The 23896-nt window shown below is 71.6% G+C and carries 20 protein-coding genes and 1 rRNA gene; all 21 read right to left on the bottom strand.

Going from position 1 to position 23896, the window contains the following annotated elements; translation table 11 throughout:
* Window positions 1-120 precede the first annotated feature (120 nt).
* Complete coding sequence (locus tag ACH34R_RS07150; protein WP_397560490.1) at window positions 121-1407, bottom strand: glutamate-5-semialdehyde dehydrogenase; 1287 nt, start codon at window positions 1405-1407, stop codon at window positions 121-123.
* Window positions 1400-2545 (bottom strand): glutamate 5-kinase, encoded by a 1146-nt coding sequence (gene proB / locus ACH34R_RS07145; protein WP_397560489.1) that lies wholly within the window; start codon window positions 2543-2545, stop codon window positions 1400-1402. The genes ACH34R_RS07150 and proB overlap by 8 nt, the downstream gene beginning before the upstream one ends.
* Before the next feature lie 28 nt (window positions 2546-2573).
* Window positions 2574-3926 (bottom strand): GTPase ObgE, encoded by a 1353-nt coding sequence (obgE, locus tag ACH34R_RS07140; RefSeq protein WP_397560488.1) that lies wholly within the window; start codon window positions 3924-3926, stop codon window positions 2574-2576.
* Window positions 3927-4021: 95 nt separating this feature from the next.
* Window positions 4022-4282, bottom strand: coding sequence for a 50S ribosomal protein L27 (gene rpmA / locus ACH34R_RS07135; protein WP_111169687.1), 261 nt, complete (start codon window positions 4280-4282; stop codon window positions 4022-4024).
* An 18-nt stretch (window positions 4283-4300) separates the two neighbouring features.
* Window positions 4301-4603, bottom strand: coding sequence for a 50S ribosomal protein L21 (gene rplU, locus ACH34R_RS07130; RefSeq protein WP_111169688.1), 303 nt, complete (start codon window positions 4601-4603; stop codon window positions 4301-4303).
* Window positions 4604-4804: 201 nt separating this feature from the next.
* Window positions 4805-7564, bottom strand: coding sequence for a ribonuclease E/G (locus ACH34R_RS07125; RefSeq protein WP_397560487.1), 2760 nt, complete (start codon window positions 7562-7564; stop codon window positions 4805-4807).
* A gap of 97 nt (window positions 7565-7661) precedes the next feature.
* Window positions 7662-8459 carry a TIGR03936 family radical SAM-associated protein gene (locus ACH34R_RS07120; protein ID WP_397560486.1) on the bottom strand — a complete coding sequence of 266 codons (798 nt, stop codon included), beginning with the start codon at window positions 8457-8459 and terminating at the stop codon, window positions 7662-7664.
* Between the two features lie 136 nt (window positions 8460-8595).
* A complete protein-coding gene (locus ACH34R_RS07115; RefSeq protein WP_397560485.1) occupies window positions 8596-10506 on the bottom strand; it encodes a TIGR03960 family B12-binding radical SAM protein in 1911 nt (636 codons plus the stop codon).
* A 16-nt stretch (window positions 10507-10522) separates the two neighbouring features.
* A complete protein-coding gene (locus ACH34R_RS07110) occupies window positions 10523-11416 on the bottom strand; it encodes a phosphotransferase enzyme family protein (protein ID WP_397560484.1) in 894 nt (297 codons plus the stop codon).
* On the bottom strand, window positions 11413-12843 hold the full coding sequence (locus ACH34R_RS07105) for a hypothetical protein (RefSeq protein WP_397560483.1): 1431 nt from the start codon (window positions 12841-12843) through the stop codon (window positions 11413-11415). Before ACH34R_RS07105 ends, ACH34R_RS07110 begins: the two co-directional genes overlap by 4 nt.
* Window positions 12840-13109, bottom strand: coding sequence for a hypothetical protein (locus tag ACH34R_RS07100; RefSeq protein WP_111171223.1), 270 nt, complete (start codon window positions 13107-13109; stop codon window positions 12840-12842). Before ACH34R_RS07100 ends, ACH34R_RS07105 begins: the two co-directional genes overlap by 4 nt.
* A 130-nt stretch (window positions 13110-13239) precedes the next feature.
* Window positions 13240-14397 carry a rod shape-determining protein RodA gene (rodA, locus tag ACH34R_RS07095; RefSeq protein ID WP_397560482.1) on the bottom strand — a complete coding sequence of 386 codons (1158 nt, stop codon included), beginning with the start codon at window positions 14395-14397 and terminating at the stop codon, window positions 13240-13242.
* Complete coding sequence (gene mrdA / locus ACH34R_RS07090; protein ID WP_397560481.1) at window positions 14394-16460, bottom strand: penicillin-binding protein 2; 2067 nt, start codon at window positions 16458-16460, stop codon at window positions 14394-14396. Before mrdA ends, rodA begins: the two co-directional genes overlap by 4 nt.
* A complete protein-coding gene (gene mreD / locus ACH34R_RS07085) occupies window positions 16457-16987 on the bottom strand; it encodes a rod shape-determining protein MreD (protein WP_397560480.1) in 531 nt (176 codons plus the stop codon). The genes mrdA and mreD overlap by 4 nt, the downstream gene beginning before the upstream one ends.
* Before the next feature lie 48 nt (window positions 16988-17035).
* Entirely contained in the window at window positions 17036-18352 is a 1317-nt protein-coding gene (mreC, locus tag ACH34R_RS07080) for a rod shape-determining protein MreC (protein WP_397560479.1), read from the bottom strand.
* Window positions 18352-19383: a rod shape-determining protein gene (locus ACH34R_RS07075; RefSeq protein WP_397560478.1), complete on the bottom strand. Its 1032-nt coding sequence runs from the start codon at window positions 19381-19383 to the stop codon at window positions 18352-18354. The genes mreC and ACH34R_RS07075 overlap by 1 nt, the downstream gene beginning before the upstream one ends.
* A gap of 209 nt (window positions 19384-19592) precedes the next feature.
* Window positions 19593-20003: a nucleoside-diphosphate kinase gene (gene ndk / locus ACH34R_RS07070; protein WP_225878921.1), complete on the bottom strand. Its 411-nt coding sequence runs from the start codon at window positions 20001-20003 to the stop codon at window positions 19593-19595.
* A gap of 55 nt (window positions 20004-20058) precedes the next feature.
* The gene (locus tag ACH34R_RS07065; protein ID WP_397560477.1) at window positions 20059-21636 is read right to left on the bottom strand and encodes a hypothetical protein; all 1578 of its coding nucleotides are present in this window, start codon (window positions 21634-21636) and stop codon (window positions 20059-20061) included.
* A 101-nt stretch (window positions 21637-21737) separates the two neighbouring features.
* On the bottom strand, window positions 21738-22088 hold the full coding sequence (locus ACH34R_RS07060; RefSeq protein WP_233508517.1) for a DUF4233 domain-containing protein: 351 nt from the start codon (window positions 22086-22088) through the stop codon (window positions 21738-21740).
* A 58-nt stretch (window positions 22089-22146) separates the two neighbouring features.
* Window positions 22147-23436 carry a bifunctional folylpolyglutamate synthase/dihydrofolate synthase gene (locus tag ACH34R_RS07055; RefSeq protein WP_397561016.1) on the bottom strand — a complete coding sequence of 430 codons (1290 nt, stop codon included), beginning with the start codon at window positions 23434-23436 and terminating at the stop codon, window positions 22147-22149.
* Window positions 23437-23595: 159 nt separating this feature from the next.
* Window positions 23596-23712, bottom strand: a 5S ribosomal RNA gene (rrf, locus tag ACH34R_RS07050).
* Window positions 23713-23896 lie beyond the last annotated feature (184 nt).

Raw genomic sequence — 23896 nt, 5'->3', positions numbered from 1 at the left:
GGCCGCCACCCCCCTTCGCGGGGAAGGCCGGTACGGCCGGTCGGGTCAAATACGACGACAAGCTCCATGACTCCTAGTAAACGCCATAACAGGCCGATTACCTAGAGCGACACACCGATTTCAGTCCGCTACAGGCGCGATCGCCGTGCCCGCCGAGGTGCGAAGATGCCCGTCGCCGACGTAAATCCACTTGGTGGAGGTGAGTTCGGGCAGCCCCATCGGGCCGCGGGCGTGCAGCTTCTGGGTGGAGATGCCGATCTCCGCGCCGAAGCCGAACTCCCCGCCGTCGGTGAACCGCGTGGAGGCGTTGACCGCCACCGCCGCCGAGTCGACCAGCGCCACGAACCGGCGGGCCGCCCGCTGCGAGCGCGTGACGATCGCCTCGGTGTGCGCCGAGCCGTACTTCCTGATGTGCGTCACCGCGTCCTCCAGCGAATCGACCACGGCGGCGGCCAGGTCGAGCGAGAGGTATTCGGTGTAGTAGTCGTCCTCGGTCGCGGCGACCACGGAGCCGTGGGCGGCCACCCGCTCGTCGCCGTGCACGGTCACCCCCGCCTCGGCCAGCGCGGCCAGCGCCCGGGGCAGGAACTCCGCCGCCACATCGGCGTGCACCAGCACCGTCTCGGCCGCGTTGCACACCGAGGGGCGCTGGGCCTTGGCGTTGAGCAGGATCTCCACGGCCAGCGCCACGTCGGCGTCGGCGTCGACGTAGACGTGGCAGTTGCCCACCCCGGTCTCGATCACCGGCACGGTGGACTCCTCCACCACCGAGTTGATCAGCGACGCGCCGCCGCGCGGGATCAGTACGTCCACCAGGCCGCGGGCGCGCATCAGGTGCTTGACCGACTCGCGGGTCAGGCCCGGCACGAGCCGCACCGCGTCGGCGGGCACGCCGGTCCCGGCCAGCGCGTCGCGCATCACGCCGACCAGTGCCACGTTGGAGGAGTAGGCGCTGGACGAGCCGCGCAGCAGCGTGGCGTTGCCGCTCTTCAGGCACAGCGCGGCGGCGTCCACCGTGACGTTGGGGCGGCCCTCGTAGATGATGCCGACCACGCCCAGCGGCACCCGGACCTGGCGCAGTTCCAGCCCGTTGGGCAGCGTGCCGCCGCGCACCACCTCGCCGACCGGGTCCGGAAGGTCCGCGATCTCCAGCACCGCCTGCGCGATCTTCTCGATCCGCTCCGGGTCGAGCCGGAGCCGGTCGATCATGGCCTCCGACAGGCCGCCCTCGCGGGCCCGCGCCACGTCGGCGGCGTTGGCCTCGACCAGCTCCGCGGACCGCGCCACCAGCGCGTCCGCGATGGCCCGCAGCGCGGCGTCCTTCACCGCCCTGGGCAACGGCGCCAGCTCGGCGCTCGCCTCCCTGGCGGCCGTGGCCACGGCGCGGAACTCGGCTGTATCAGACATGGGACGCTCCAGAAAGATCAGGCTCAAGCAGGACGATGTCATCGCGGTGGATCAGCTCGCGCTCGTACTCGGGCCCCAGCGAGCCGGCCAGCTCCCTGGTGGACCGGCCGAGCAGGCCGGGGATCTCCGCGGCGTCGAAGTTGACCAGCCCGCGGGCCACCGCGTCGCCGTGCGGACCGCACAGGTCGACCGGGTCGCCCGCGCTGAAGTCGCCATCCACCGCGGTCACCCCGGCGGGCAGCAGCGACATGCGCCGGCCCACCACGGCCTCCACCGCGCCGTGGTCGAGGTGCAGCCGCCCGCGGCCGGTGGCCGCGTGGGCGAGCCACAGCAGCCGGGTGCCGGGGTGCCTGCCGTCGGGGTGGAAGTAGGTGCCGACGTCGGCCCCGGCGAGCGCCTGGGCGGCGTGTGCGGCGGCGGTCAGCACCACGGGCACCCCGGCCCCGGTGGCGATCCGCGCGGCCTGGACCTTGGTCACCATGCCGCCGGTGCCCACCCGGCCGGACCGGCCCAGCTCCACGCCCGCGAGGTCGGCGGGACCGCGCACGTCGGTCAGCCGGTTGGCACCGCCCGGCCTGCGCGGGTCGCCGTCGTACAGCGCGTCCACGTCGGACAGCAGCAGCAGGGCGTCGGCGTGGATCAGGTGGGTGACCAGCGCGGCCAGCCGGTCGTTGTCGCCGAACCTGATCTCGTCGGTGGCCACGGTGTCGTTCTCGTTGACCACCGGCACGATGCCCAGCTCAAGGAGGCGGTCCAAGGTGCGCTGGGCGTTCCTGTGGTGGGAGCGGCGCATCATGTCGTCGGCGGTCAGCAGCACCTGGCCGACGCGCAGGCCGTACCGGGCGAAGGAGGAGGTGTAGCGGGCGATGAGCACGCCCTGCCCGACCGACGCGGCGGCCTGCTGGGTGGCCAGGTCGCGGGGGCGGGTGGGCAGGCCGAGGGGACCGAGCCCGGCGGCGATGGCGCCGGAGGAGACCAGCACGATCTGCGTGCCGCCGGCCCGGCGCGCGGCCAGTACGTCGACGAGCGCGTCGACCCGGTCACCGTCGATCATCCCCTGGGGGGTCGTCAGCGACGACGATCCCACCTTGACCACAAGGCGGGACGCGGTACGCAGCCCCCCGCGCTCAGCATTCACTCGCTGTCCCCATTTCCCGGTTGCGCTGTCATCCGATTCTGCTGTCCGTGCCGCGCGGACCACGGCGCGGCACGCCGCCGCCGAGCGAAGGCCGCCAGTCGAACACGTAGCCGCCCTCCATCGGGCCGATGACGACCTCCGCGCCCTCGGTGGCGCCCGCCTCGCGCAGCGCCTCCTCCACACCGAGGCGTTCCAGCCGGTCGGCCAGGTAGCCGACGGCCTCGTCGTTGTTGAAGTCGGTCTGGCGGATCCACCGCTCCGGCTTCTCGCCGGTGACCTGGAAGGTGTCCTCGCCGACCCGGCGTACGGAAAAGCCCTCCTCGCCGAGCTGCCGCGGCCGGATGACCAGGCGGGTCGGCTCCTGCACGGGCGCGGCGGCGCGGAACGCGGCCACCATCTCGCCCATCGCGAAGGACAGCTCGCGCAGGCCCTCCCGGCTGGCCGCCGAGACGGTGAACACCCGCAGCCCGCGCTCCTTGAGCATCGGCGTGACCAGCTCGGCCAGCTCGCGGCCGTCGGGCACGTCGGCCTTGTTGAGCGCGACCAGGCGGGGGCGGTCGGACAGCTCGCCGTACGCGTGCAACTCGGCCTCGATCACCTCGAAGTCGCTCAGCGGGTCCCTGCCGGGCTCCATGGTGGCGCAGTCGAGCACGTGCACGATGGTCGAGCAGCGCTCGACGTGCCGCAGGAACTCGTGCCCGAGGCCCTTGCCCTCCGACGCGCCGGGGATGAGGCCGGGTACGTCGGCGATGGTGAAGACGGTGTCGCCCGCGGTGACCACGCCCAGGTTGGGGACCAGCGTGGTGAACGGATAGTCGGCGATCTTCGGGCGGGCCGCCGACAGCGCGGCGATGAGCGAGGACTTGCCCGCGTTGGGGAAGCCGACCAGCGCCACGTCGGCGACCGTCTTCAGCTCCAGGAGCACATCGAGCCGGTCGCCCGGCTCGCCGAGCAGCGCGAACCCGGGGGCCTTGCGCTTGGTCGAGGCCAGCGCCGCGTTGCCGAGGCCGCCCTGCCCGCTGCTCGCCACCACGTAGCGGGTACCGATGCCGACCAGGTCCACCAGCACCTCGCCGGTGGCGGCGTTCTTCACCACGGTGCCGTTGGGCACCGGCAGCACGAGGTCCGCGCCGCGCGCGCCGTCCCGGTTGGAGCCCTCGCCCTGCCGGCCGTTCTGGGCGGCGCGGTGCGGGCGGTGGTGGTAGTCGAGCAGGGTGGAGGTGTTGGCGTCGACCTCCAGGATCACATCCCCGCCCCGCCCGCCGTTGCCGCCGTCGGGGCCGCCGAGCGGCTTGAACTTCTCCCTGTGGACGGACGCGCAGCCGTTCCCGCCGTCACCCGCCCGGACGTGAAGGACGACCTGGTCTACGAACTCGGCCACTGCTTGCTTCCCATCATGGTCTGTGAAGACACGAACAGGGGTGGACCGCGAATGGCGATCCACCCCTGTCGGATTTAACGTCTACCGGCGCGGATCTACTCCGCGGGCGGGACGACGATGCTAACGGCGCGCCTGCCGCGCTTGCGACCGAACTCCACGTGCCCGGCGGCCAGCGCGAACAGCGTGTCGTCGCCACCGCGGCCGACGTTGTCGCCCGGGTGGAAGTGGGTGCCGCGCTGCCGGACGATGATCTCGCCGGCCTTCACGAGCTGACCGCCGAACCGCTTGACGCCGAGGCGCTTGGCGTTGGAGTCACGGCCGTTCCGCGTGGACGACGCGCCCTTCTTGTGTGCCATCTCGCAAACTCCCGTAACTCAGGCCTGGTCGATACCGGTGATCTTCACCTGGGTGTACCGCTGGCGGTGGCCCTGGCGCTTCTTGTAACCGGTCTTGTTCTTGTACTTCAGAATGCGGATCTTGGGGCCCTTGGTCTCGCCCAGGATCTCGGCCGAGACCGTGAACTTGCCCGCCTCGGTGGTCACGTCCCCGTCGTTGACGACGAGGATCGTCGGCAGCGAGACCGTGGAACCGACCTCGCCGGCGAGCTTGTCCACCTCAAGGACATCGCCGACGGAGACCTTCTGCTGCCTGCCGCCGCAACGAACGATCGCGTACACCGCGGAACCCTTCTGCTTCGTGCTCGCTGGATGCTGCGCCCCGCATCCGGTCACCATCAATTGTTTGGACCGACGAACCGGGTAGGCGCGCGAACAGGGCGCGTCTGCGGACGCACCGGTTCACTAGGGTACCGGATATCGGCAGCCCCGGTCGAACCGGGCGGAACGTCGGACCGGCCGACCTCGGCCGGACACCGGCCGCTAGTCGGGTTGCCTGGCGGCCCGGCGAGTGCGTCGCCGCCCCCTGCTCGTGCCCTGGGCGGCTTGATCATCATCTGCCCGGTCGCCACCAAGCGCATCGGTCACCGTATCACGGCCCGCCTGGTCCCCGGCCGCGACCGCGGAGCCCTCGCCGTTCTTCGACAGCTTGCCCGCGACGGTCTTCTCGATCGCCATCTTGCCCTGCGTGCCGCGCGGCTCCGGGACGCCCGGAGCGGGCTCCGCGGAGATGTGCAGCCCGCGGCCGTTGCAGCACTCGCACGGCGTGGAGAACGCCTCGAGCAGCCCCTGGCCGACCCGCTTGCGGGTCATCTGGACCAGACCCAGCGAGGTGACCTCGGCCACCTGGTGCTTGGTGCGGTCGCGCGCCAGGCACTCCAGCAGCCGCCGCAGCACCAGGTCGCGGTTGCTCTCCAGCACCATGTCGATGAAGTCGATGACGATGATGCCGCCGATGTCACGCAGCCGGAGCTGACGGACGATCTCCTCGGCCGCCTCCAGGTTGTTGCGGGTGACCGTCTCCTCCAGGTTTCCGCCCTGGCCGGTGAACTTGCCGGTGTTGACGTCCACCACGGTCATCGCCTCGGTGCGGTCGATGACCAGCGAACCGCCGCTCGGCAGCCACACCTTGCGCTCCAGCGCCTTGGCGATCTGCTCGTCCACCCGGTAGGCGGCGAACACGTCGGCGTCGTCCTGCCAGCGGGTCACCCGGTCGGCGAGATGCGGGGCCACGTAGCGGACGTACTCGTCCACCGTCTCCCACACGTCACCGGCGACCACCAGCGAGGAGAAGTCCTCGTTGAAGACGTCCCTGACCACGCGGACGGTGAGGTCGGGCTCGGAGTACAGCAGCTCGGGCGGCCCGGCGGACTTGGCCTTGCGCTGGATGTTCTCCCACTGCGCCGACAGCCTGGCGACGTCGCGGTCCAGTTCCTCCTCCGAGGCGCCCTCCGCGGCGGTCCTGACGATCACGCCCGCGTTCTCCGGGGTGACCTTCTTCAGGATGCTCTTGAGGCGCGACCGCTCCTTGTCGGGCAGCTTGCGCGAGATGCCGGTCATCGACCCCTCGGGGACGTAGACCAGGTAGCGGCCGGGCAGGCTGATCTGGCTGGTCAGCCGGGCGCCCTTGTGGCCCATCGGGTCCTTGGTGACCTGCACCAGCACCGACTGCCCGGACTTCAGCGCGACCTCGATCCGCTTGGGCTGGCCCTCCAGCCCGGCGGTGTCGAAGTTGACCTCGCCCGCGTACAGGACGGCGTTCCTGCCCTTGCCGATGTCGACGAAGGCGGCCTCCATCGAGGGCAGGACGTTCTGGACCTTGCCCAGGTAGACGTTGCCGACGTAGGACTGACCGGCCTCGCGGTCCACGTAGTGCTCGACGAGCACGCCGTCCTCAAGGACGGCGATCTGGGTCCGGCCGCCGGTGCGGCGCACGACCATGACCCGCTCCACCGACTCGCGGCGGGCCAGGAACTCCGACTCGGTGATGATCGGCGGACGCCTGCGGCCCAGCTCCCTGCCCTCGCGGCGGCGCTGCTTCTTGGCCTCCAGGCGGGTCGAACCGCGCACGCTCTGCACCTGGTCGATGGACGTGCTCACCGAACCGCCGCGCCCGGCGCGCGGCGCGCGGATGCGGACCACGGTGTTGGGCGGGTCGTCGGCGGACGGCTCGGCGCCCTCCTCGCTGCCGCGCCTGCGCCGCCTGCGCCGCCTGCGCGAGCCGCCCGAGGACTCCTCGGACTCATCCTCCGGCTGGTCCTCCGCCTCGGCCTCGGCCGCCTCGGTGTCCTCGCCGTCGGCCTCGTCGCGGTCGCGGGTCTTGCCCCGGCCGCGTCCGCCGCGCCTGCGCCGCCTGCGGCGGCCACCGCCCTCGCCCTGATCGTCGGAGTCGGCCTCCATGTCGTCGTCGGTGTCGTCGGCCGCCTCGGCCTCCTCGGGCTCGGGCAGCGGCTCCTCGGCGGCCTCCGGCTCCTCCTCGGGCGCCGCGGCGGCCGGTTGCGGGGCCGGGCGCGCGGGCTCGGCGGTACGGGGCTCGGGGGCCTGGAAGAGCGGGGTGAACACGGCGGCGGGCGCCTGGAAGCTCACCGCGGGCGGGCCGGCCGCGAGCCGCTCGTGCGCGGTCAGCCCGAACGGGTCGGCGAGCAGCCCGCGACGGTCGGCCGAGTCGTCATCGGCGTCAGAGGCGGCCTCGCCGCGCGGCTCCACGTCGAGGTCCTCGCCGGCCGGTTCGTCGTCCAGCGGCTCGTTCTCCGGCAGCGCGAGCAGTTCGTCCTCGGTCGGCGCGGCTGCGGCGGGGGCCTGGACCTCGGTGGATCGTTCCGTGGCGGGCGGCTGCTCCTCGGTCTTCTTCCGGGTGCGGCTGCGCTTGACCGGCTGCTCGGGGATCTCCGCCGTCTCCTCGGCGGGAACCTCGGCGGACGGCTCGGTCTTTTTGGTCGTACGGCGGCGCGCCGTCGTCGCCGTCGAGGTGGTCCTGCGCCGGGTGCGCTTGACCGGTTCGTCCTCGGCCGCCGGTTCGGCGGGGGCCTCGGCGGGCGTTTCCTGGACCGCGGCCGGCGCGGCGGGTTCGGCCGCGAAGGCCGGCAGGGTGCGCGGCGCGGCGCTCGGGCCGGACTCCTCCGGCTCGGGCGGCGGGCCCGCCGGGCGGCTGGCCGCCCGGCGGCGGGGTGTCGTCGTCGATGAGTGTTCTGTTGTATCGCCGTCAGGCCGGTTGGCCTCGGCGCCGGGCTCGTTGTCGAGCATGCGGGCAATCTCCCGTCAGCTCCCGGGCGCGTCTCCGCGCCGCGCAGGAGCTCTCGTCGCTGCTGGCCGCCCGCCCTTACGGGCCGGCGGCAAAGTCCTATAGGTCGCCGACGACATGCCCGACCGGTCCCGCCTCGCCGCCGCGCGAAACGTCGCGGTCAAGGCCGAGCGGGTCGGCGGGTTCACCGGTTCTCTCGTCGAGCGGCCCCTGCGCCAGCCTGGTCACCTCGGGGGGCGCCGGCGGCGCGAAATCTGCCACACGTCGAAGAGCCGTGAGAACGTCGTCGGGTCGAACGGCAGGATTCGCGTGCCGTACCACCATGTGAAGTATGACACATGAGTGTCCGGCGGCCTGACCTGCTGTTCCGCCTGTTCCCTCGGAGGACCCGCCCATCACCGGATCGGCCGTCCGCAGCACCAGCACCGGGCCTCGCGCGTCGAAACGGCGAATGCCCTTCTTCGTCAGGCGCTCGACCTCCACGTGCCCGGCGGCGAGGAACTTCTCCACGGCCGCGGTGGCGAGACCTGGATCGGCCCCGGGAAGTCGCATCTCCCAAGCCGATGCCTCCAGCCGGTCGGCGAGAGAGCCGGCGTGCGCCGCGACGACGTCAAGGATGTCGAGGCCGGGCGGGAGGGACGCGTCGAGGTCCGCTCGGATCCGCTCGGGCTCACACGGCGCTGTCACGCCGATCTCCAGGTATTCCGCCTCGCTCGCGACCCCGGTGGGGGCCGCACCCGCGTAGGAGATCTTCGGGTGGGGAGTGAACCCCGCGCTGAACGCCACCGGAATACCGGCACGGCGCACCGCCCGTTCGACGGCACGCGAGATGTCACGATGGCTGGTGAAGCGCAGCCGGCCACGCTTGGCGTAGCGCACTCGGAGGCGCTGCGCCACAGGCGCGGGCGGTGGCCCTTCAGGAACAGGTTTCAGTGTGCTGTTGTCCCTTCTTACAACAATCCATGGTCTGGTTGTCATCCCAGGATATGCGCTTGACAGCGGAAACTCTCCCGCCCGGTGCGACCGGGAGGGGTCACACGACGGTCAGGGGCAGCAACTTCCGGCCGGTGGGACCGATCTGGATCTCCGTTCCCATGGTCGGGCAGACACCGCAGTCATAGCACGGGGTCCAGCGGCAGTCTTCCACCTCACCCTCTCCGATGGCATCCTGCCAGTCCTGCCACAACCACTCGCGGTCGAGGCCGGCGTCCAGGTGGTCCCACGGAAGGACCTCGTTCTCCTCGCGCTCGCGCGTGGTGTACCAGTCGAGGTCGATCCCGGCCCGCTCGGTGGCGGCGGCCCAGCGCTCGTAGGAGAAGTGCTCGCTCCAGCCGTCGAAGCGCCCGCCGTCGGCCCAGACCGCCTCGATGACCGCGCCGACCCTGCGGTCGCCCCGCGACAGCAGGCCCTCCACGATGGACGGCTTGCCGTCGTGGTAGCGGTAGCCGATGGCCCTGCCGTACTCCTTGTCGCCGCGCAGCGCGGCCTTGAGCGCGGACAGGCGGCGGTCCACGACCTCGGCGTCGCACTGGGCGGCCCACTGGAACGGCGTGTGCGGCTTGGGCACGAACCCGCCGATCGAGACCGTGCACCGCACGTCACGCGAACCGGTGGCCTCGCGGCCCGCCTTAATGACCTTCTTGGCGAGATCGGCGATGCCGAGCACGTCCTCGTCGGTCTCGGTGGGCAGGCCGCACATGAAGTAGAGCTTCACCTGCCGCCAGCCCTGGCCGTAGGCGGCGGTGACGGTGCGGATCAGGTCTTCTTCCGTCACCATCTTGTTGATCACCTTGCGCATCCGCTCCGAGCCGCCCTCGGGCGCGAAGGTGAGGCCCGAGCGCCTGCCGTTGCGCGACAGCTCGTTGGCCAGGTCGATGTTGAAGGCGTCGACCCTGGTGGACGGCAGCGACAGGCTGGTCTGGGTGCCCTCGTAGCGGTCGGCGAGGCCCTTGGTGACCTCGGCGATCTCCGAGTGGTCGGCCGACGACAGCGACAGCAGGCCGACCTCGTTGAAGCCGGACTCGGTGATGCCGTTCTGGACCATGTCGCCGATGGTGGTGACCGACCGCTCCCGCACCGGGCGGGTGATCATGCCGGCCTGACAGAACCGGCACCCCCGCGTGCAGCCCCGGAAGATCTCCACGCTGAACCGCTCGTGGACCGTCTCGGCCAGCGGCACCAGCGGCTTCTTCGGGTACGGCCACTCGTCGAGGTCCATCACCGTGTGCTTGTGGACCCGCCAGGGGACGCCGGGGCGGTTGGGCGCGACCCGCCTGATCCGGCCGTCCGGGTGGTACTCCACGTCGTAGAACTTGGGCACGTAGACCCCGCCGGACTCGGCCAGGCGCATCAGCAGCCCGTCACGGCCCTCCGGGCGGCCCTCGTCCTTCCACTCCCTGATGACCTCGGTGATGGCGATGGCGATCTGCTCGCCGTCGCCGAGCACCGCGGCGTCCAGGAACCCGGCGATCGGCTCGGGGTTGAAGGCGGCGTGGCCCCCGGCGAGCACGATCGGGTCGTCCTCGCCGCGCTCGGCGGCGTGCAGCGGGATGCCCGCCAGGTCGAGCGCGGTCAGCAGGTTGGTGTACCCCAGTTCGGTCGCGAAGGACACACCGAGCACGTCGAAGACCCGCACCGGCCGGTGCGCGTCCACGGTGAACTGCGGCACCCCCTCGGCGCGCATCAGCGCCTCAAGGTCGGGCCACACCGCGTACGTGCGCTCGGCGAGCGTGCCGGGCAGCTCGTTGAGGATTTCGTAAAGGATCTGAACGCCCTGGTTGGGCAGGCCCACCTCGTAGGCGTCCGGGTACATCAACGCCCAGCGGACCTGGGCGTCGTCCCAGTCTTTGACGGTCGAGTTGAGCTCACCCCCGACATACTGGATCGGCTTTTGCACCTTGGGCAGCAGCGGTTCCAGGCGCGGAAACAGTGACTCGACGGACATGCCACAAGCGTAACGGCTAGAACGGCTGCCACTGGCGGTCGTCCCCGGCGCGCAGCGAGGCGAGCCGGAACGACAGGATGTCCGCCGCGCCCGGGTCACGGTGCGCGTTGCGCAGCACCGCGGTCAGCGTGCGCAGCTCCCGCATCTCGCGCAGCACGCCGTACCCCTCCCATTCGCGCACGTCGTGGCCGTAGGACCGGCAGAACGCGGCGCGCTGCGCGGCCGTGTAGCCGAACCGCGCGCCCTGCAACGTCGGCACCAGGTCGATCTCACGCGGCCCCGCGCTCACCGAATCCCAGTCGCACAGCAACAGCCGCCCAGATGCACGAATCAGATTCCCCCGGTGTGCGTCACCGTGGATCAACCCGTACGGGAGGGTGAACCGAAGCCGCTCGTAGTAGGTCTCGGCGAGCGCGGAGCAGCGGTCGAGCAGCCAGCCCCGATCGCCGACGCCGAGCACGCGACAGGCCGCGATGGCCGTCCGCACTGGTCCGAACGGGTCGTACACCGGCAACTCGAACGGGACCGGCGGCAGGTCGTGCAGCCGCCGGAGCATCGGGCCGAGCGCGGCCGGGTCGTGCCGGTCGCCCTCGTCTTCCTCGTGGTGCCAGAACGTGACCAGGAACCCCTCCTCGGCCACCGGCTGCCTGACGTCGAGCGGCCTGGTGGCGGGGTAGCCGTGCTCGGCCAGCCAGCGGGTCACCCGCAGGGAGGCCACCAGCCTGTCGTACTTGCCCGGCGTGGGTTCGGCGAGGCGCACCACCACGCGTTCCTCGGGCAGGTGGTAGACGGTGCTGGCGAAGCTGCGCATCAGCCTGGCCCCCGTGGGGTCCAGGCCGGCGGCTCGGCAGGCCCGTTGCAGCGCCGCGACGGCACCGGTCAGTACGCCGTCCCCAGCGCTTATGGTCATCGACTGACTCCCTCGTTGAGCGCCGGGGCCGCCTGGGGCAGCCCGGAGGCGCAGAAGCTTGCTATCCGGCGTGCCGTGCTCTGGCCGCCGGGACGTCCGGCGAGCAGTTCGCCGCCGGTGCCGAGTGTGACCGCCAGGCTGCTGATCCGGCGCTCGGGCGGCAGCGCGAGCAGCGGGGCCACCACGCGGTCGGCGCCCTCGGCGTCGTCTTCGAGCAGGTGGGCGATCAGCAGGTGGGCGCGGGCCATGGCCTCGCAGCCGTAGGAGCGGTTCTGGTCCACTACCGCGGCGTAGCCGGTCAGCGACGCCTCGCCCTCGTGGATCGCGCGTTCGCTGTCGCCCAGGTGCAGATAGGTCACGGACGCGTAGTAGTGCTGTTTGGCGGGCAGGAACGCGAACTCGCCGGCGATCTCGTCGTGCAGCTCGTCCGTGCCGGACTCCCTGGCCTCGCCCGCGCGGTCCAGCGACTCCACCGCGATGTCGCGCTGGGACAGCATGGCGCTGGCCCGCGCTCGCAGCATGTGCAGCCGTGCCCCGCCCGAGCCGGTCCGCAGGTGCGACAGGCCGTCCTCGGCGTAGCCGGCGGCGTCGTGGTAGCGCTCGTCCCACAGCGCCACCGACGCCTGCATCCCGCGTGCCCAGCCCATCAGCGGCCCGTGCCCGGACACCCTGCCGTAGGTCCAGGCGGCCCTGGCGAAGGTGTCGGCCGGGCCGCGGCGGCCCAGGTCCATGCTGACGTTGGCCATCAGGCCGCACAGGGCGCCGGTCAGGAAGTACAGCTCGATGGCCTGGCCGGGGTGGACCCGTCGTTGCAGCGCCCGTCTGGTGCGTTCTTGCAGCGAGCGCATCTCGACGAACAGTGGCAGTGGCGACTCCCACACGTAGCGCCTGCCCAGCCAGGTCACCTCGGCGCGCAGACGTTCCAGCGCGGCCGGGCCCAGCTCGCTGGTCTCGGCGCGCTCGGCGTGCTCACCGGCCTCGTCGGCCGCCGCCGCGATGGGGTCGAGCGGGGCCGCGGTGGCGGCGCGCACATGGTCGGGGGTGTAGTCGCGGGCGAACCCGAGCTGTACCGGCCCGGTCTCGAACAGCCGGCTCAGCAGGTCGGTGTACTCCCGATCGGGACGCGCCCCGGCCTCCCACTCCCGCCAGGAGCGCTCGGTGAGACCGCGCCGCCGTACGCCGTCGCGGTCGCACATCGCGTGGAACTGCTCGATGGCCTCCTCGACGGTCCAGCCCCAGGCGAGCCTGAAGCACTTGAACCTGGACGCCTGCGGGCAGCAGGCGTGCACCTCCTCGGCGATCCGGTGCGCCACCTCCGCGGTCAGTGGTGCGCCACGGAGGTCGGCGAGCGCGCGTTCGCGGACGATCGCGGCGCACGTCTGCACGGACCGGTCTCCTCCTCGCCGCTCGTGCCCGCGCACCGTCATGCCTGCTCCTTCGGTTCCGGTGGTGGACTTTGCATCGGCACGATCGTGCCGCCTCCGTGTAACTGCGCGGTGAAGAGCTGCCCGCACAGACTGCCCGGAGTCTCGGCGAACCACACCTGCGGCGGGTCGCCGGCGGCGGCGGCCGCCCAGCGGCCCCCGCCGTACACGATCCGGTAGTCGGGAAAGGCGATGCGCAGCAGCTCCAGCGCACGGTTACGCAGTGCGGCCTCCTGCCCCTCAGTGAGGAGGGGCGGTCGATCCGGCATCACGGCTCCTAGGTCATCGAGCGTTCATCCCCCGACCCGGGTATGTTCCCAGGATGTTCGCTTGACGCACGCGCCGGTAGTGAGAGTCACATGTTCACACCATGAGAATGGCTCTCAGTCCCAAAACGCCCTAGAACCGCCGGTCACGGATGTAAATCGCCTGAAGCAGTCCGACCGCTACAAGATTCGTGAACGTCGCCGTGCCGCCGTAGGAGACGAAGGGGAGGGGCAGCCCGGTGATCGGCATGATCCCCACGGTCATCCCGATGTTCACGAACGACTGGAAGGCCAGCCAGCACACGATCGTGCCGGCCACCAAAGTGCCGAACCGGTCCTCGCACTGCCAGGCTATCCGGACCCCCCGAAGCAGCACCACCCCGATCAGCAGCACCACCGTCACCGAGCCGACGAACCCGAACTCCTCCCCCGCCACCGTGAAGATGAAGTCGGTGTGCTGCTCGGGCACGAACCGCCCGGTGGTCTGCCCGCCGCCGAACAGCCCCTTGCCGAACATCTGCCCCGACCCGATCGCGTTCAGCGCCTGCGTGCTGTTGTAGCCGACGCCGCGCGGATCGGTGGACGGCCTGACGAACGCGGTGAACCTCGCCACCTGGTACGGCTCCAGCAGCCCCAGGAACCACACCGCCGCGCCCGACCCCACCGCCGCCAGCCCCAGCGCCGCGATCCAGCGCTTGCGCACGCCCGCGACCACCAGGGCGCTGGCGGTGATCACCCCGACCACCATGGCAGTGCCGAGGTCAGGCTGGAGCATCACCAGGCCGATGACCACGGCCGAGGCGGCCAGCCCCAGCGTCACGTCCAGCCCGCGCGGCCGGTCGCCGCCCTCGGCCGGCTGGGCCATCAGCATCGCCAGCAGCAGCACCAGGCCCAGCTTGGCGAACTCCGAGGGCTGCACGGCGAAGCCCGCGCCCAGCATCACCCACGAGTGCGAGCCGTTCACCGTCGAGCCGAGCGGCGTGATGACGACGACCAGCCCCGCGATCGACAACGCGTACGCCAGCGGCGCGTACGCCCGCAGCAGCCGGTGGTCCACCATCGACACCACGCTGTAGAGCGTCAGCCCGATGGCGACGTTGAGCACGTGCTTCTTGACCAGGCCGGTGGAGCCCGGGGCCCAGGTACGCGTGGACGACCACACCAGCAGCGTGCCGATCACCGTCAGCGCCAGGACCGCCACCAGCAACACCGCGTCCATCCGCCACATCACGCGGGTGGCGCCGGGCGCGCGGTGCAGCGGCGTCCGCCCGCGGGCGGCCGGCGCGATCACCGGGCCACCAGCCCGTCGGGGCTGATGACCGGCAGGGTCTGCGCGGCCCGCATCCCGGGCAGCGCCGGCGCGGACTTCTTGCCGCCCTGCGGCGCGATGCCGAACATCTGCTCGTAGATCTCACGGACCGCCGGAGCCGCCGTCGAGCCGCCCATCCCGCCCTGGGACACCATGACCACCACGACGAACCGCGGATCGGCGGCGGGAGCGAACGACGCGAACCACGACGTGTCCTCCTTGCCGTACACCTCAGCCGTGCCGGTCTTGCCGCCGATCCTGATCTGGTCCATCGGGAACCCGTTGAACGCCCCCGCGGCCGTGCCGTCGGAGGTGACCTCGCTCAGCGCCTTCCTGATGTAGGTCCGCTGCTCGGCGGTGATCGGCAGCCTGCCCGTCACCGGGGACTTGATCCGCTCCACCAGCCTGCCGTCCGGGCGCACCCGCGCCCAGCCGATCCGCGGGCTGCGCACCTTGCCGTCGGTCACCAGCGCCGCGTACGCGCGGGCCAGTTGCAGCGGCGTGACCAGCACGTCGCCCTGCCCGATGGAGAAGTTGGCCGCGTCACCGGCGCGCAGCCGGTAGCCCTCTAGGCAGTTCTCGTGCGCCAGGCGCTTGAGGAACGAGGCCCGCGACGGACTGCTCTTGGCCACCTCCGGGAAGCCGGTCTTGGCCCGCTTGCAGTTGCCGTCCCTGGTGGCCGCCCACATCTCCTTCTTCCAGGATCGGTCGGGGATGCGCCCGGGCGACTCGCCCGGCAGGTCGATGCCGGTCCGTGAACCGAAGCCGTAGGCGCGGGCGGTGTGGGCCATCGGCTCCTTCGTCGGCCCCTTGGGGTTGAGCCCGCCATCGCGCAGCCACTGCTCGAACCCGGCCCGGTAGAAGATCGTGTCACACGACTTGACCAGCGCCTGGTGCAGCGTCAGCACGCCGAGCCCCTGGCCACGGAAGTTGCTGAACGGCCGGCCGCCGACCATGAACGAACCCGGGCAGTTGTACTTGCCGTTCAGCGGATAGCCGTCGGCGAGCATCGCCGACACCGAGGAGATCTTGAACGTGGACCCGGGCGCGAACTCGCCCTTGGTGGCCCGCGAGACCAGCGGCTTGCCGTACTTCTCCGACAGCAGGCCGCGGTACTCGGCCTCGGAGATGCCGCCGCTCCACACGCCGAGGTCGTAGGTGGGCGCGCTGGCCAGCGCCAGTACCCGCCCGTTGCGCGGATCGAGCACCACGCCAGCCGCGCCGTCCGCCTTGGGCGCCTTCTTCATCGCGTTGACCAGCGCCTTCTCCACGATGAGCTGCACCTTGGAGTCGATGCTGGTGATCAGCGTGTCGCCGGGGACCGGCGCCACCTGGCGCTCCACGCCGAGGACCTTGCCCAGCCGGTCGACCTGCACCCTGCGCAGGCCGGGCACGCCGCGCAGCGCCTCGTCGTAGACCGACTCAAGGCCGTCCCGCCCGACCAGGTCCACTCCGGAGAAGGCGTCGGCGATGCCCTTGCGCCGGTCGAGCTCCTCCTGGGTGACCGGCTGGAGGTAGCCGAGCATCTGCGCCGCGGCGCTGCCCATCGGATATTCGCGAAACGCCTGGACCTCGGCGGTCACCCCGGGGAACTGCTCCTGCCGCTCCAGGATCTGCAGCGCCTGCCGGGTCGAGACGCCCTCGTCCACCGGGATCGGCTGGTAGGGCGAGCCGGGCCAGCACGGCCGGGTGACGCCCGGCCCGCACGACCGGATGCGGTCGCGCAGCGCCTGCACCGGCTGCCCGAGCACGGCGGCGAGCCTCCGCAGCACCGCGTTGCCGCCGTCGCGCATGCGGTAGAGCGCCGTCCGGTCCACCGAGACCACGAGCGCGGTCCTGTTGCGCACCAGGGGCCTGCCGTTGGCGTCCAGGATCTGGCCGCGTACGGCGGGCACCATGACGTCGCGGGTGCGGGTCTCCGTCGCCGCCGAGACGTACTGCGCGCCGCGCACCACCTGCACCTGCCACAGGCGGACGGCCAGCACGGCCAGGACCGACAGCACGAGCACATGGACGATCAGCAGGCGGGTGCGGATCCTCGTCACGACACCGCTCCCCTCGTACCGCTCGCGGCGCGCAGCGCGTGCCGTACCGGCTGTTCGCCGCGCCTGCCGCCGAGCAGCCGCCCGGCGCCCCAGACCACCAGCGGCGCGGCCAGCAGGTTGCAGACCACGGCCCCGGGCAGCCGGGAGAGCAGGGCGGCACCGGTGATGCCCGGTACGCCGAGCAGCGCCGCCACCCCGGCGGCGAGCAGCGGCCCGGCCACCGCCGCCAGCACGGCCGCCGGCACCACGGCGGCGGACGTGCGCTCGACCATCCGTCCCACCACGAAGCCGACCAGGCAGAACACCAGCGCGTACTGCCCGGCCACATGGTGGACCGGCGGCAGCAGGTCCACGGCGAGGCCGGCGCCGAACCCGGCGAAGGCGCCCGCCGCCGCCCCCTGGTGCGCCCCGCACGCCACCACCACGAGCAGCACCAGGTCGGGCACCTCACCCCCGGGCAGCGTCAGCCGGTTGAGCAGCGTCAACTGCACCAGCACCGCGGCCACCACGAGCACCCCCGCCACCATCGCGACACCTCCGCCTCCGGCCGGACCGCCCCCGCGCCGCCCGTGCCGTCACTGCGCTCCCACCTCGTCCAGGGGCCGCCCCCGCCAGTCGGTCACCATGGGGTGACGCTGCTCGGCCGGGGCCTGCGGGCCCGCCTGGCCCAGCGGCCGGTCGAGCGGCCGATCAAGTGGCCGGTCAGGTGGTCTGTCGAGCGGCCGATCGAGCGGCCTGTCGAGCGGGCGATCCAGGGGACGATCGAGCGGCCGGTCCAGCGGGCGGTCGAAGGGCCGGTTGCGGTGGGGGAACCGCTCGGTACTGCGGCCCGGTTCGCCGCCGAGCGCAGAGTCGCCCCTGCGGCCCCGCGGCTGACGTACCGTCTCCCGGCCCTCGGCGGCCCCCACGCCCGGCTCCTGCCCCGTCTCGGGGGCCGCCGGTGCGCCGTCGCGCTCGTCCGCGCGCGCCCGCCTGGCCTTGCCCTTGCGGTCCTTCTCGGTGTCCGGCGCCTGGCCCGCCTCGGACGGGCGCGGCGGCAGCACCGCGTCCCGTGGGTCGCGCGGCGGCCCCTGCACCACCACGCCGACCACGTCGAGCGCCGACAGGTCCGCGTACGGCCGCGCGTACGCCACCCGCGTCAGCTCTCCCGGCGTGGCCTCGACCCGCTCCACGACGCCCAGCGGCACCCCCGGGACGTACGGCACGCCGCGCTGCGACCCGAAGCTGACGATCCGGCTGCCCGCCGCGATCGGAGCCGTGGAGTCAAGTAGCCGGAACAGCACCAGGCTTCCCGTCTCGCCGACGCCGTGCACCACCCCGATCTCCCTGCCGCCCTCCAGCCGCGCGCCCGCCGCCGAGGCCGGATCGCTGAGCAGCAGCACCGTGGACGTCGTCGGCCCCGCCTGCACGACCCTGCCGACCAGCCCGTCACCATTGATCACGGTCATCTCGCGGCGCACTCCGTCAGCGGCGCCCGCGTCGATCTCGACGGCGTCCTCGAACCCGGGCAGGCCGCGCCTGGCGATGACGTTCGCTGCGACGATCTTGTACCCGCCGCGCCCGGCCAGCCCGAGCATGGACCGCAACTCCGTCGACCTGCCCTGGTCCAGCCGGTGTGCGGCCAGCTCGCCACGCAGCCGCTGGTTGGCGGCGCTCAGCTCGGCGACCCGCCGCTGCGCCGACGGCGCCGACGCCAGGGAAGCGAAGAAGTCGCCGACCGGGCGGGCGACCCCTGCCACGGCCCGCTCGGCCGTACCGAACACGGACGCGCCCGCCGTACGCAGCGGGCCGAACGGCGAGCCCGCCCCCGCGCGGTGGTCGACGGTGATCAGCACCAGGGCGGTGGCCAGCAGCAACGCCAGGATGAGCCGGGTGCGGCGGGTGTCGCGCATCAGTGCCGTGGCTCCGGCACGAGCACCTGCTGCAACGCCTCGAACTCCTCTACGCACTTGCCGGTGCCCAGTGCGACCGAGTCGAGTGCGTTGTCCACCAGGTGGACGGGCATGCCGGTCTCGTCGCGCAGCCGCTCGTCCATCCCCCTGATCAGCGCGCCGCCGCCGGTCAGGGCGATGCCGCGGTCCATCAGGTCACCGGACAGCTCCGGCGGGCAGCGGTCGAGCGTGGACTTCACGGCGTCGACGATCGCGTTGATCGACTCCTCCGTGGCCTTGCGGATCTCGTGCGCCGACACCACGACCGTCTTGGGCAGGCCGCTGACCAGGTCGCGCCCGCGTACCTCGGCATGGCCCTCGTCCTGCTGCTCACACGCCGAGCCGATGGCCATCTTGATCTCTTCTGCGGTGCGCTCGCCCAGCATCAGCGAGTATTCCTTCTTGGCGAAGGTCATGATCGCCTGGTCCAGCTCGTCGCCGCCGACCCTGATCGACTGGCTGGTCACGACGCCGCCCATGGAGATGATCGCCACCTCCGTGGTGCCGCCGCCGATGTCCACCACCATGTTGCCGGTCGGCTCGTGAACCGGCAGGCCCGCGCCGATGGCCGCGGCCATCGGCTCCTCCACGATGTAGACCTTCCGAGCCCCGGCCTGGTAGCCGGCCTCCTTGACCGCCCGCTGCTCCACGCTGGTGATGCCGCTCGGCACCGCGACGATGATGCGCGGCTTGGCGAAGTGGCGGCGGCGGAGCACCCGCTGGATGAAGTAGCGCAGCATCCGCTCGGTCACCTCGAAGTCGGCGATCACGCCGTCCTTCAGCGGGCGCACCGCGAGGATGTTGCCCGGCGTGCGGCCGATCATCCGCTTGGCCTCGACGCCCACCGCGACGATCTTGCCGGTCATGGTGTTGAGGGCCACCACGGAGGGCTCGTTCAGCACGATGCCGCGGCCCCGGACGTACACCAGCGTGTTCGCGGTGCCGAGGTCGACGGCCATGTCACGGCCGAAAAGAGCGAGCTTGCTACCCATGGGGACGCCGAGCCTTCCGTACGTCGATCAGCGAACGGTCACCTACCGCATTCGCATCGTAACGTGACGTACCCACCGTCAACCGCAAAGGCCGCCCCGGCCTCGGGAAAACTTTCCCGCGCCCCGCCCCTGGCCGCGGATCGCCGGTTCGGTTCGGGAACGCAAAAGGGCGCCGGAAACGGCGCCCTTTGTCGTGTGTGCGTGGGCCGCTAGAAGCGGTCGGGGAAGAAGATCTTGATTTCCCGGGAGGCGGACTCGGGCGCGTCGGAGCCGTGCACGATGTTCTCGCCGATCTCCAGCGCGTGGTCGCCCCTGATCGTGCCGGGCGCGGCCTTGACCGGGTCGGTCAGACCGGCCAGCCCGCGGAACGCCTCGATGGCCCGCGGACCCTCGACCACCATGGCCACCAGCGGGCCGGAGGTGATGAACTCCACCAGGCTGTCGAAGAACGGCTTGCTGGAATGCTCGGCGTAGTGGGCCTTGGCCGTGTCGGCGTCGAGGGTGCGCAGGTCCATCGCCACGATCGTGAGGCCCTTGCGCTCGATCCGGCCGATCACGTCGCCGACCAGCCCACGGGCCACACCATCAGGCTTGATCAGGACAAGTGTGCGCTCGGACACTGTGGTTCTCCTTCAACCATGGAATTTCTCGCAGAATGCGGTGAATGCGCGAAGCCTACCGTCCTTGCGGCGATCCGCCGCTTTCCGGCGAAGGAGTAGGCGGCGGTACCGCCGGGCGCTCACCCGCCTCGGCGTCGTCGCCATCGGGCCTGCCGGGCTCGTCGGGCATCTCCAGGGGCGCGCCCACGTGGGCCGGCTCCCCGGCGTACGACTCGCGCCGCGCCAGGAAGGCGGCCAGCAGGATCACGGCCACCACCAGCAGCCCGGCGGCCAGTGTCCAAAGGTCCAGCGCGGACAGGAACGCGTCGGCCAGCCCCTCCGGGGAGGTGGCGGCGCGCATGCCGGGCAACTGGATGCCGCTGCCCAGCAGGAACCCGGCCAGCATCGCCGGGAAGCACAGCGACAGCGCGAACAGCGCGCCGTCCGTGTCGGCCGAGGACAGCGCGGCACTGAGTGCGACCGCCGCACCCGCCGCGATCAGCGCGAACGGCAGCAGCAGTATGATCCCCTGCTCGGTCGGCACCAGCCGCCATACCGCGCACAACCCGGCCACCAGCGCCACCAGCCCCGCCTCGCTCACCATCACCGGCGTGTGCGTGCGCGCCCTGGCGACCGCCCACGCCACGCCCACGGCCACCACGGCGGCCAGCACGAACGCCGGCCACAGCCCTGAGAGCCCCGGGCCGCCCAAGCCCCCCAGCTCCATGTTGGTGACCTGCGCCCCGGTGGGCAGCACGACGGCCCCCACCGCCACCATGACGTAGGCCGCGGGGCGCGCGCCGCCCAGCGACGCCACGGCGAGCAACGCGACCAGCGCCAGCAGGGACGCGAGCAGCACCACCGGCACGGGCCAGGCGTTGGAGATCGCGAACCCCAGCACCGCGATCCCCGCGGCGGGCACCGCGGTGAGCGCAAGCCGGTGCCGGGTCGATTCGGCATGCGCCGCCGCCGGCGTGCGCCCATGCCTCCGGCCCGGCTCGGCGTGGGCCGCCGCCGGCGTACGGCCAGGCGCGCCCGGCCCGGCGGCGACCTGCAGCGACCGAGCGCCACGCGCCGGTGTCCGGAGCATCATGTAGACGGCGGCGAGCGCCAGCGCGATGCCGGTCAGCAGCGGGTAGGGCTGCAAAGTCACCTGCCATGCCGCCACGTCGTCGAGCGGCCACAGCGCCAGAGCCTGCGCGCCGAGCATGCTCATCGCGAGCGTCGCCGCCCACAGCGCGCGCAGCGGGGCGGGACGCTCCCGCACCGCCACCAGGGTGGCGGGCACCAGCAGGCCCGCCCCCACGCCGTGCAGGGCACGCAGTACGCCGACCACCATGGGCGTGCCGGCGAACCCGCCCGCCACGTCGGCGACCGCGAGCACGGTCAGCCCGCCGACCAGGACCGGCGCGGCGGGCACGCGGCGCACGAGCAGCGCGGCGAACGGCACGGTCAGCATCATCGCGGGCAGCGCGAGCCCGTGGGCGCGGACCATGTCGGCGGCCGGCACTCCGGGCGGCAGCAGCGCGGACACCACCGAGATCGTGTTGGGCACCGCGACGATCGCCAGCGGGAGCGCGACCATGACGAGCAGCCCGAGCACCACGTCATGAACGCGGGAGACGCGCGTGTCACGCGCCTTCGTCGTATGCATCGCCTTCGTCGCCTTCGTCGCCTTTGTCGCCTTCGTCGTCGAAGGTCCGCCGGTCGCCGCCTGGGACCGCTCAGTGAGGGGGTCGGCCATGTCCGCCGACTTTAGCGTGAAGTCACGCCCTCGACACGGCGAGCGACGAATATCGCCGTTATCCACAGCGCGGCGAAGATCACACCGAGGAAGAACATCGGGAACACCAGGAAACCGGTGGCGATCACGACCGCCTGGAGCACGCTCCCGAGGATGTACCCGAACGGCCGCTTCAGCAGCGCCGCGGCCACCACGCACACGACGGCCACGCCCAGGCCGACCGCCAGGGCGGTGCCCGGGGGCGTGCCGTTCAGGTTGATCGCCACGGGCGCGGTCAGGGCCACCACGATCGCCTCCATGCCGAGCACGGTGGAGCCCAACCGCCGCATACCCGGCGTCACCTGGAACGTCTTGCGTGCCACGGCATCCCTCCTGTCATCGCTTCCGACCACTGCCCCGCCTCGCGTCCGCCCGGCCCGCTCACGCGCCTTCCACGTGCAGCAGGTGCCTGGCGTCTCCCGCCGTCACCACCGAACCGGTGATCAGCACCCCCGCGCCACCGAACTCGCCGTCTTCGTCGGCCAGCCCCACCGCCGTGTCGATGGCGTCGTCGAGCCTGTCCGCGACCCGCACGCGGTCCGCGCCGAACAACCCCTCCGCCAGCTCCGCCAGCTCGGCGGGCTCCATGGACCGGGGAGAGGAGTTGCGGGTCACCACGATCTCCGACACGATCGGCTCCAGCAGGTCCAACAGGCCCCTGACGTCCTTGTCCGCCATCACGGCGACGACGCCGATCAGGCGGGCGAAGTCGAAGGACTCGTGGACCGCCTCGATGGTCGCCTGCATGCCCCCGGGGTTGTGCGCGGCGTCCACCAGGACGGTGGGGCCGCGCCGGACGACCTCCAGCCGGCCCGGCGAGGAGGCGGCGGCGAACGCCTGCCGTACGAGCTCCTGGTCCAACGGGTCGTCGCCGGCGGTCAGGACCTCCACGGCCGCCAGGGCGCAGACGGCGTTGCTCGCCTGGTGCGCGCCGTACAAGGGGAGGAAGACCTCCTCATAGACCCCCTTGAGACCCTGCAACCGGAGCAACTGGCCACCGACCGCCACCTCGTTTGCCAGAACCCCGAACTCCAGCCCCTCACGCGCGACGACGGCTTCCACCTCCGCCGCCCTGCGCATCAGCACCTCGGCGGCGGTCACGTCCTGCTGCGCGAGCACGGCCGTGATGTGCGGCTTGATGATCCCGGCCTTCTCCTCGGAGATGGTCGCGACGTCGTCGCCCAGGTATTCGGTGTGGTCCAGGGAGATCGGCGTGATCACGGCCACGGCGGAGTCGACGACGTTCGTCGCGTCCCAGGTGCCGCCCATCCCGGTCTCGATCACCGCGATGTCGACCGGCGCGTCCGCGAACGCCGCGAACGCCATCACGGTCAGCGTCTCGAAGAACGACACCTTGCCGACCTGCTTGTCGATCAGCTCGATGTACGGCAGGACGTCCTGGTAGACCTCGACGAACCGCTCCTCCGACAGCGGGACGCCGTCCACACAGATCCGCTCCCGCACCGAAGTCAGATGCGGACTGGTGAACCTGCCCACGCGCAGGTTGCGCCGCATCAGCAGGCTCTCCGTGAGGCGTGCGGTACTGGTCTTGCCGTTGGTGCCGGCCAGATGTACGACCGGGTAGGAGCGCTGTGGCGAACCGAGGAGATCCATCAACGCCACGATCCGGTCGAGCGTCGGGTCGAACTGCCACTCGACGCCGCGTCCCATGATGGCCTGCTCTACCGCGCGATACTCCACACCACCAACCCTACTGACCCGACGCGGTGGTGAATCCGCTGACCCACGGGCGGGCCCTGATCAAGGGCATGAAAAAAGGGCCCTGACACATGAAAATGTGTCGGACCCTTTTCTCTTTATTCAATGATTGTGCGGCAGCGACCTACTCTCCCACACCGTCCCCAGTGCAGTACCATCAGCGCAGGCAGGCTTAACTTCCGGGTTCGGAATGTAACCGGGTGTCTCCCCACCGCCATAACCACCGCAACCCCACGAAACCACCAACCCGACACAACCCACCGCCGAAACGACGAGCCATGACCCGGTTGCAGTCTCAGAATCACACAGTGAACGCGAGCACCACACACAGCACAAAAAGAAAGCATGTTTGTTGTGGTCAAGTCCTCGGCCTATTAGTACCGGTCAGCTCCACGCCTCACAACGCTTCCAC

This window comes from Spongiactinospora sp. 9N601 (assembly GCF_044326295.1).
In the GTDB taxonomy this organism is placed as follows: Bacteria; Actinomycetota; Actinomycetes; order Streptosporangiales; family Streptosporangiaceae; genus Spongiactinospora; species Spongiactinospora gelatinilytica.
This window is presented reverse-complemented; position numbering and strand designations above follow the sequence as displayed.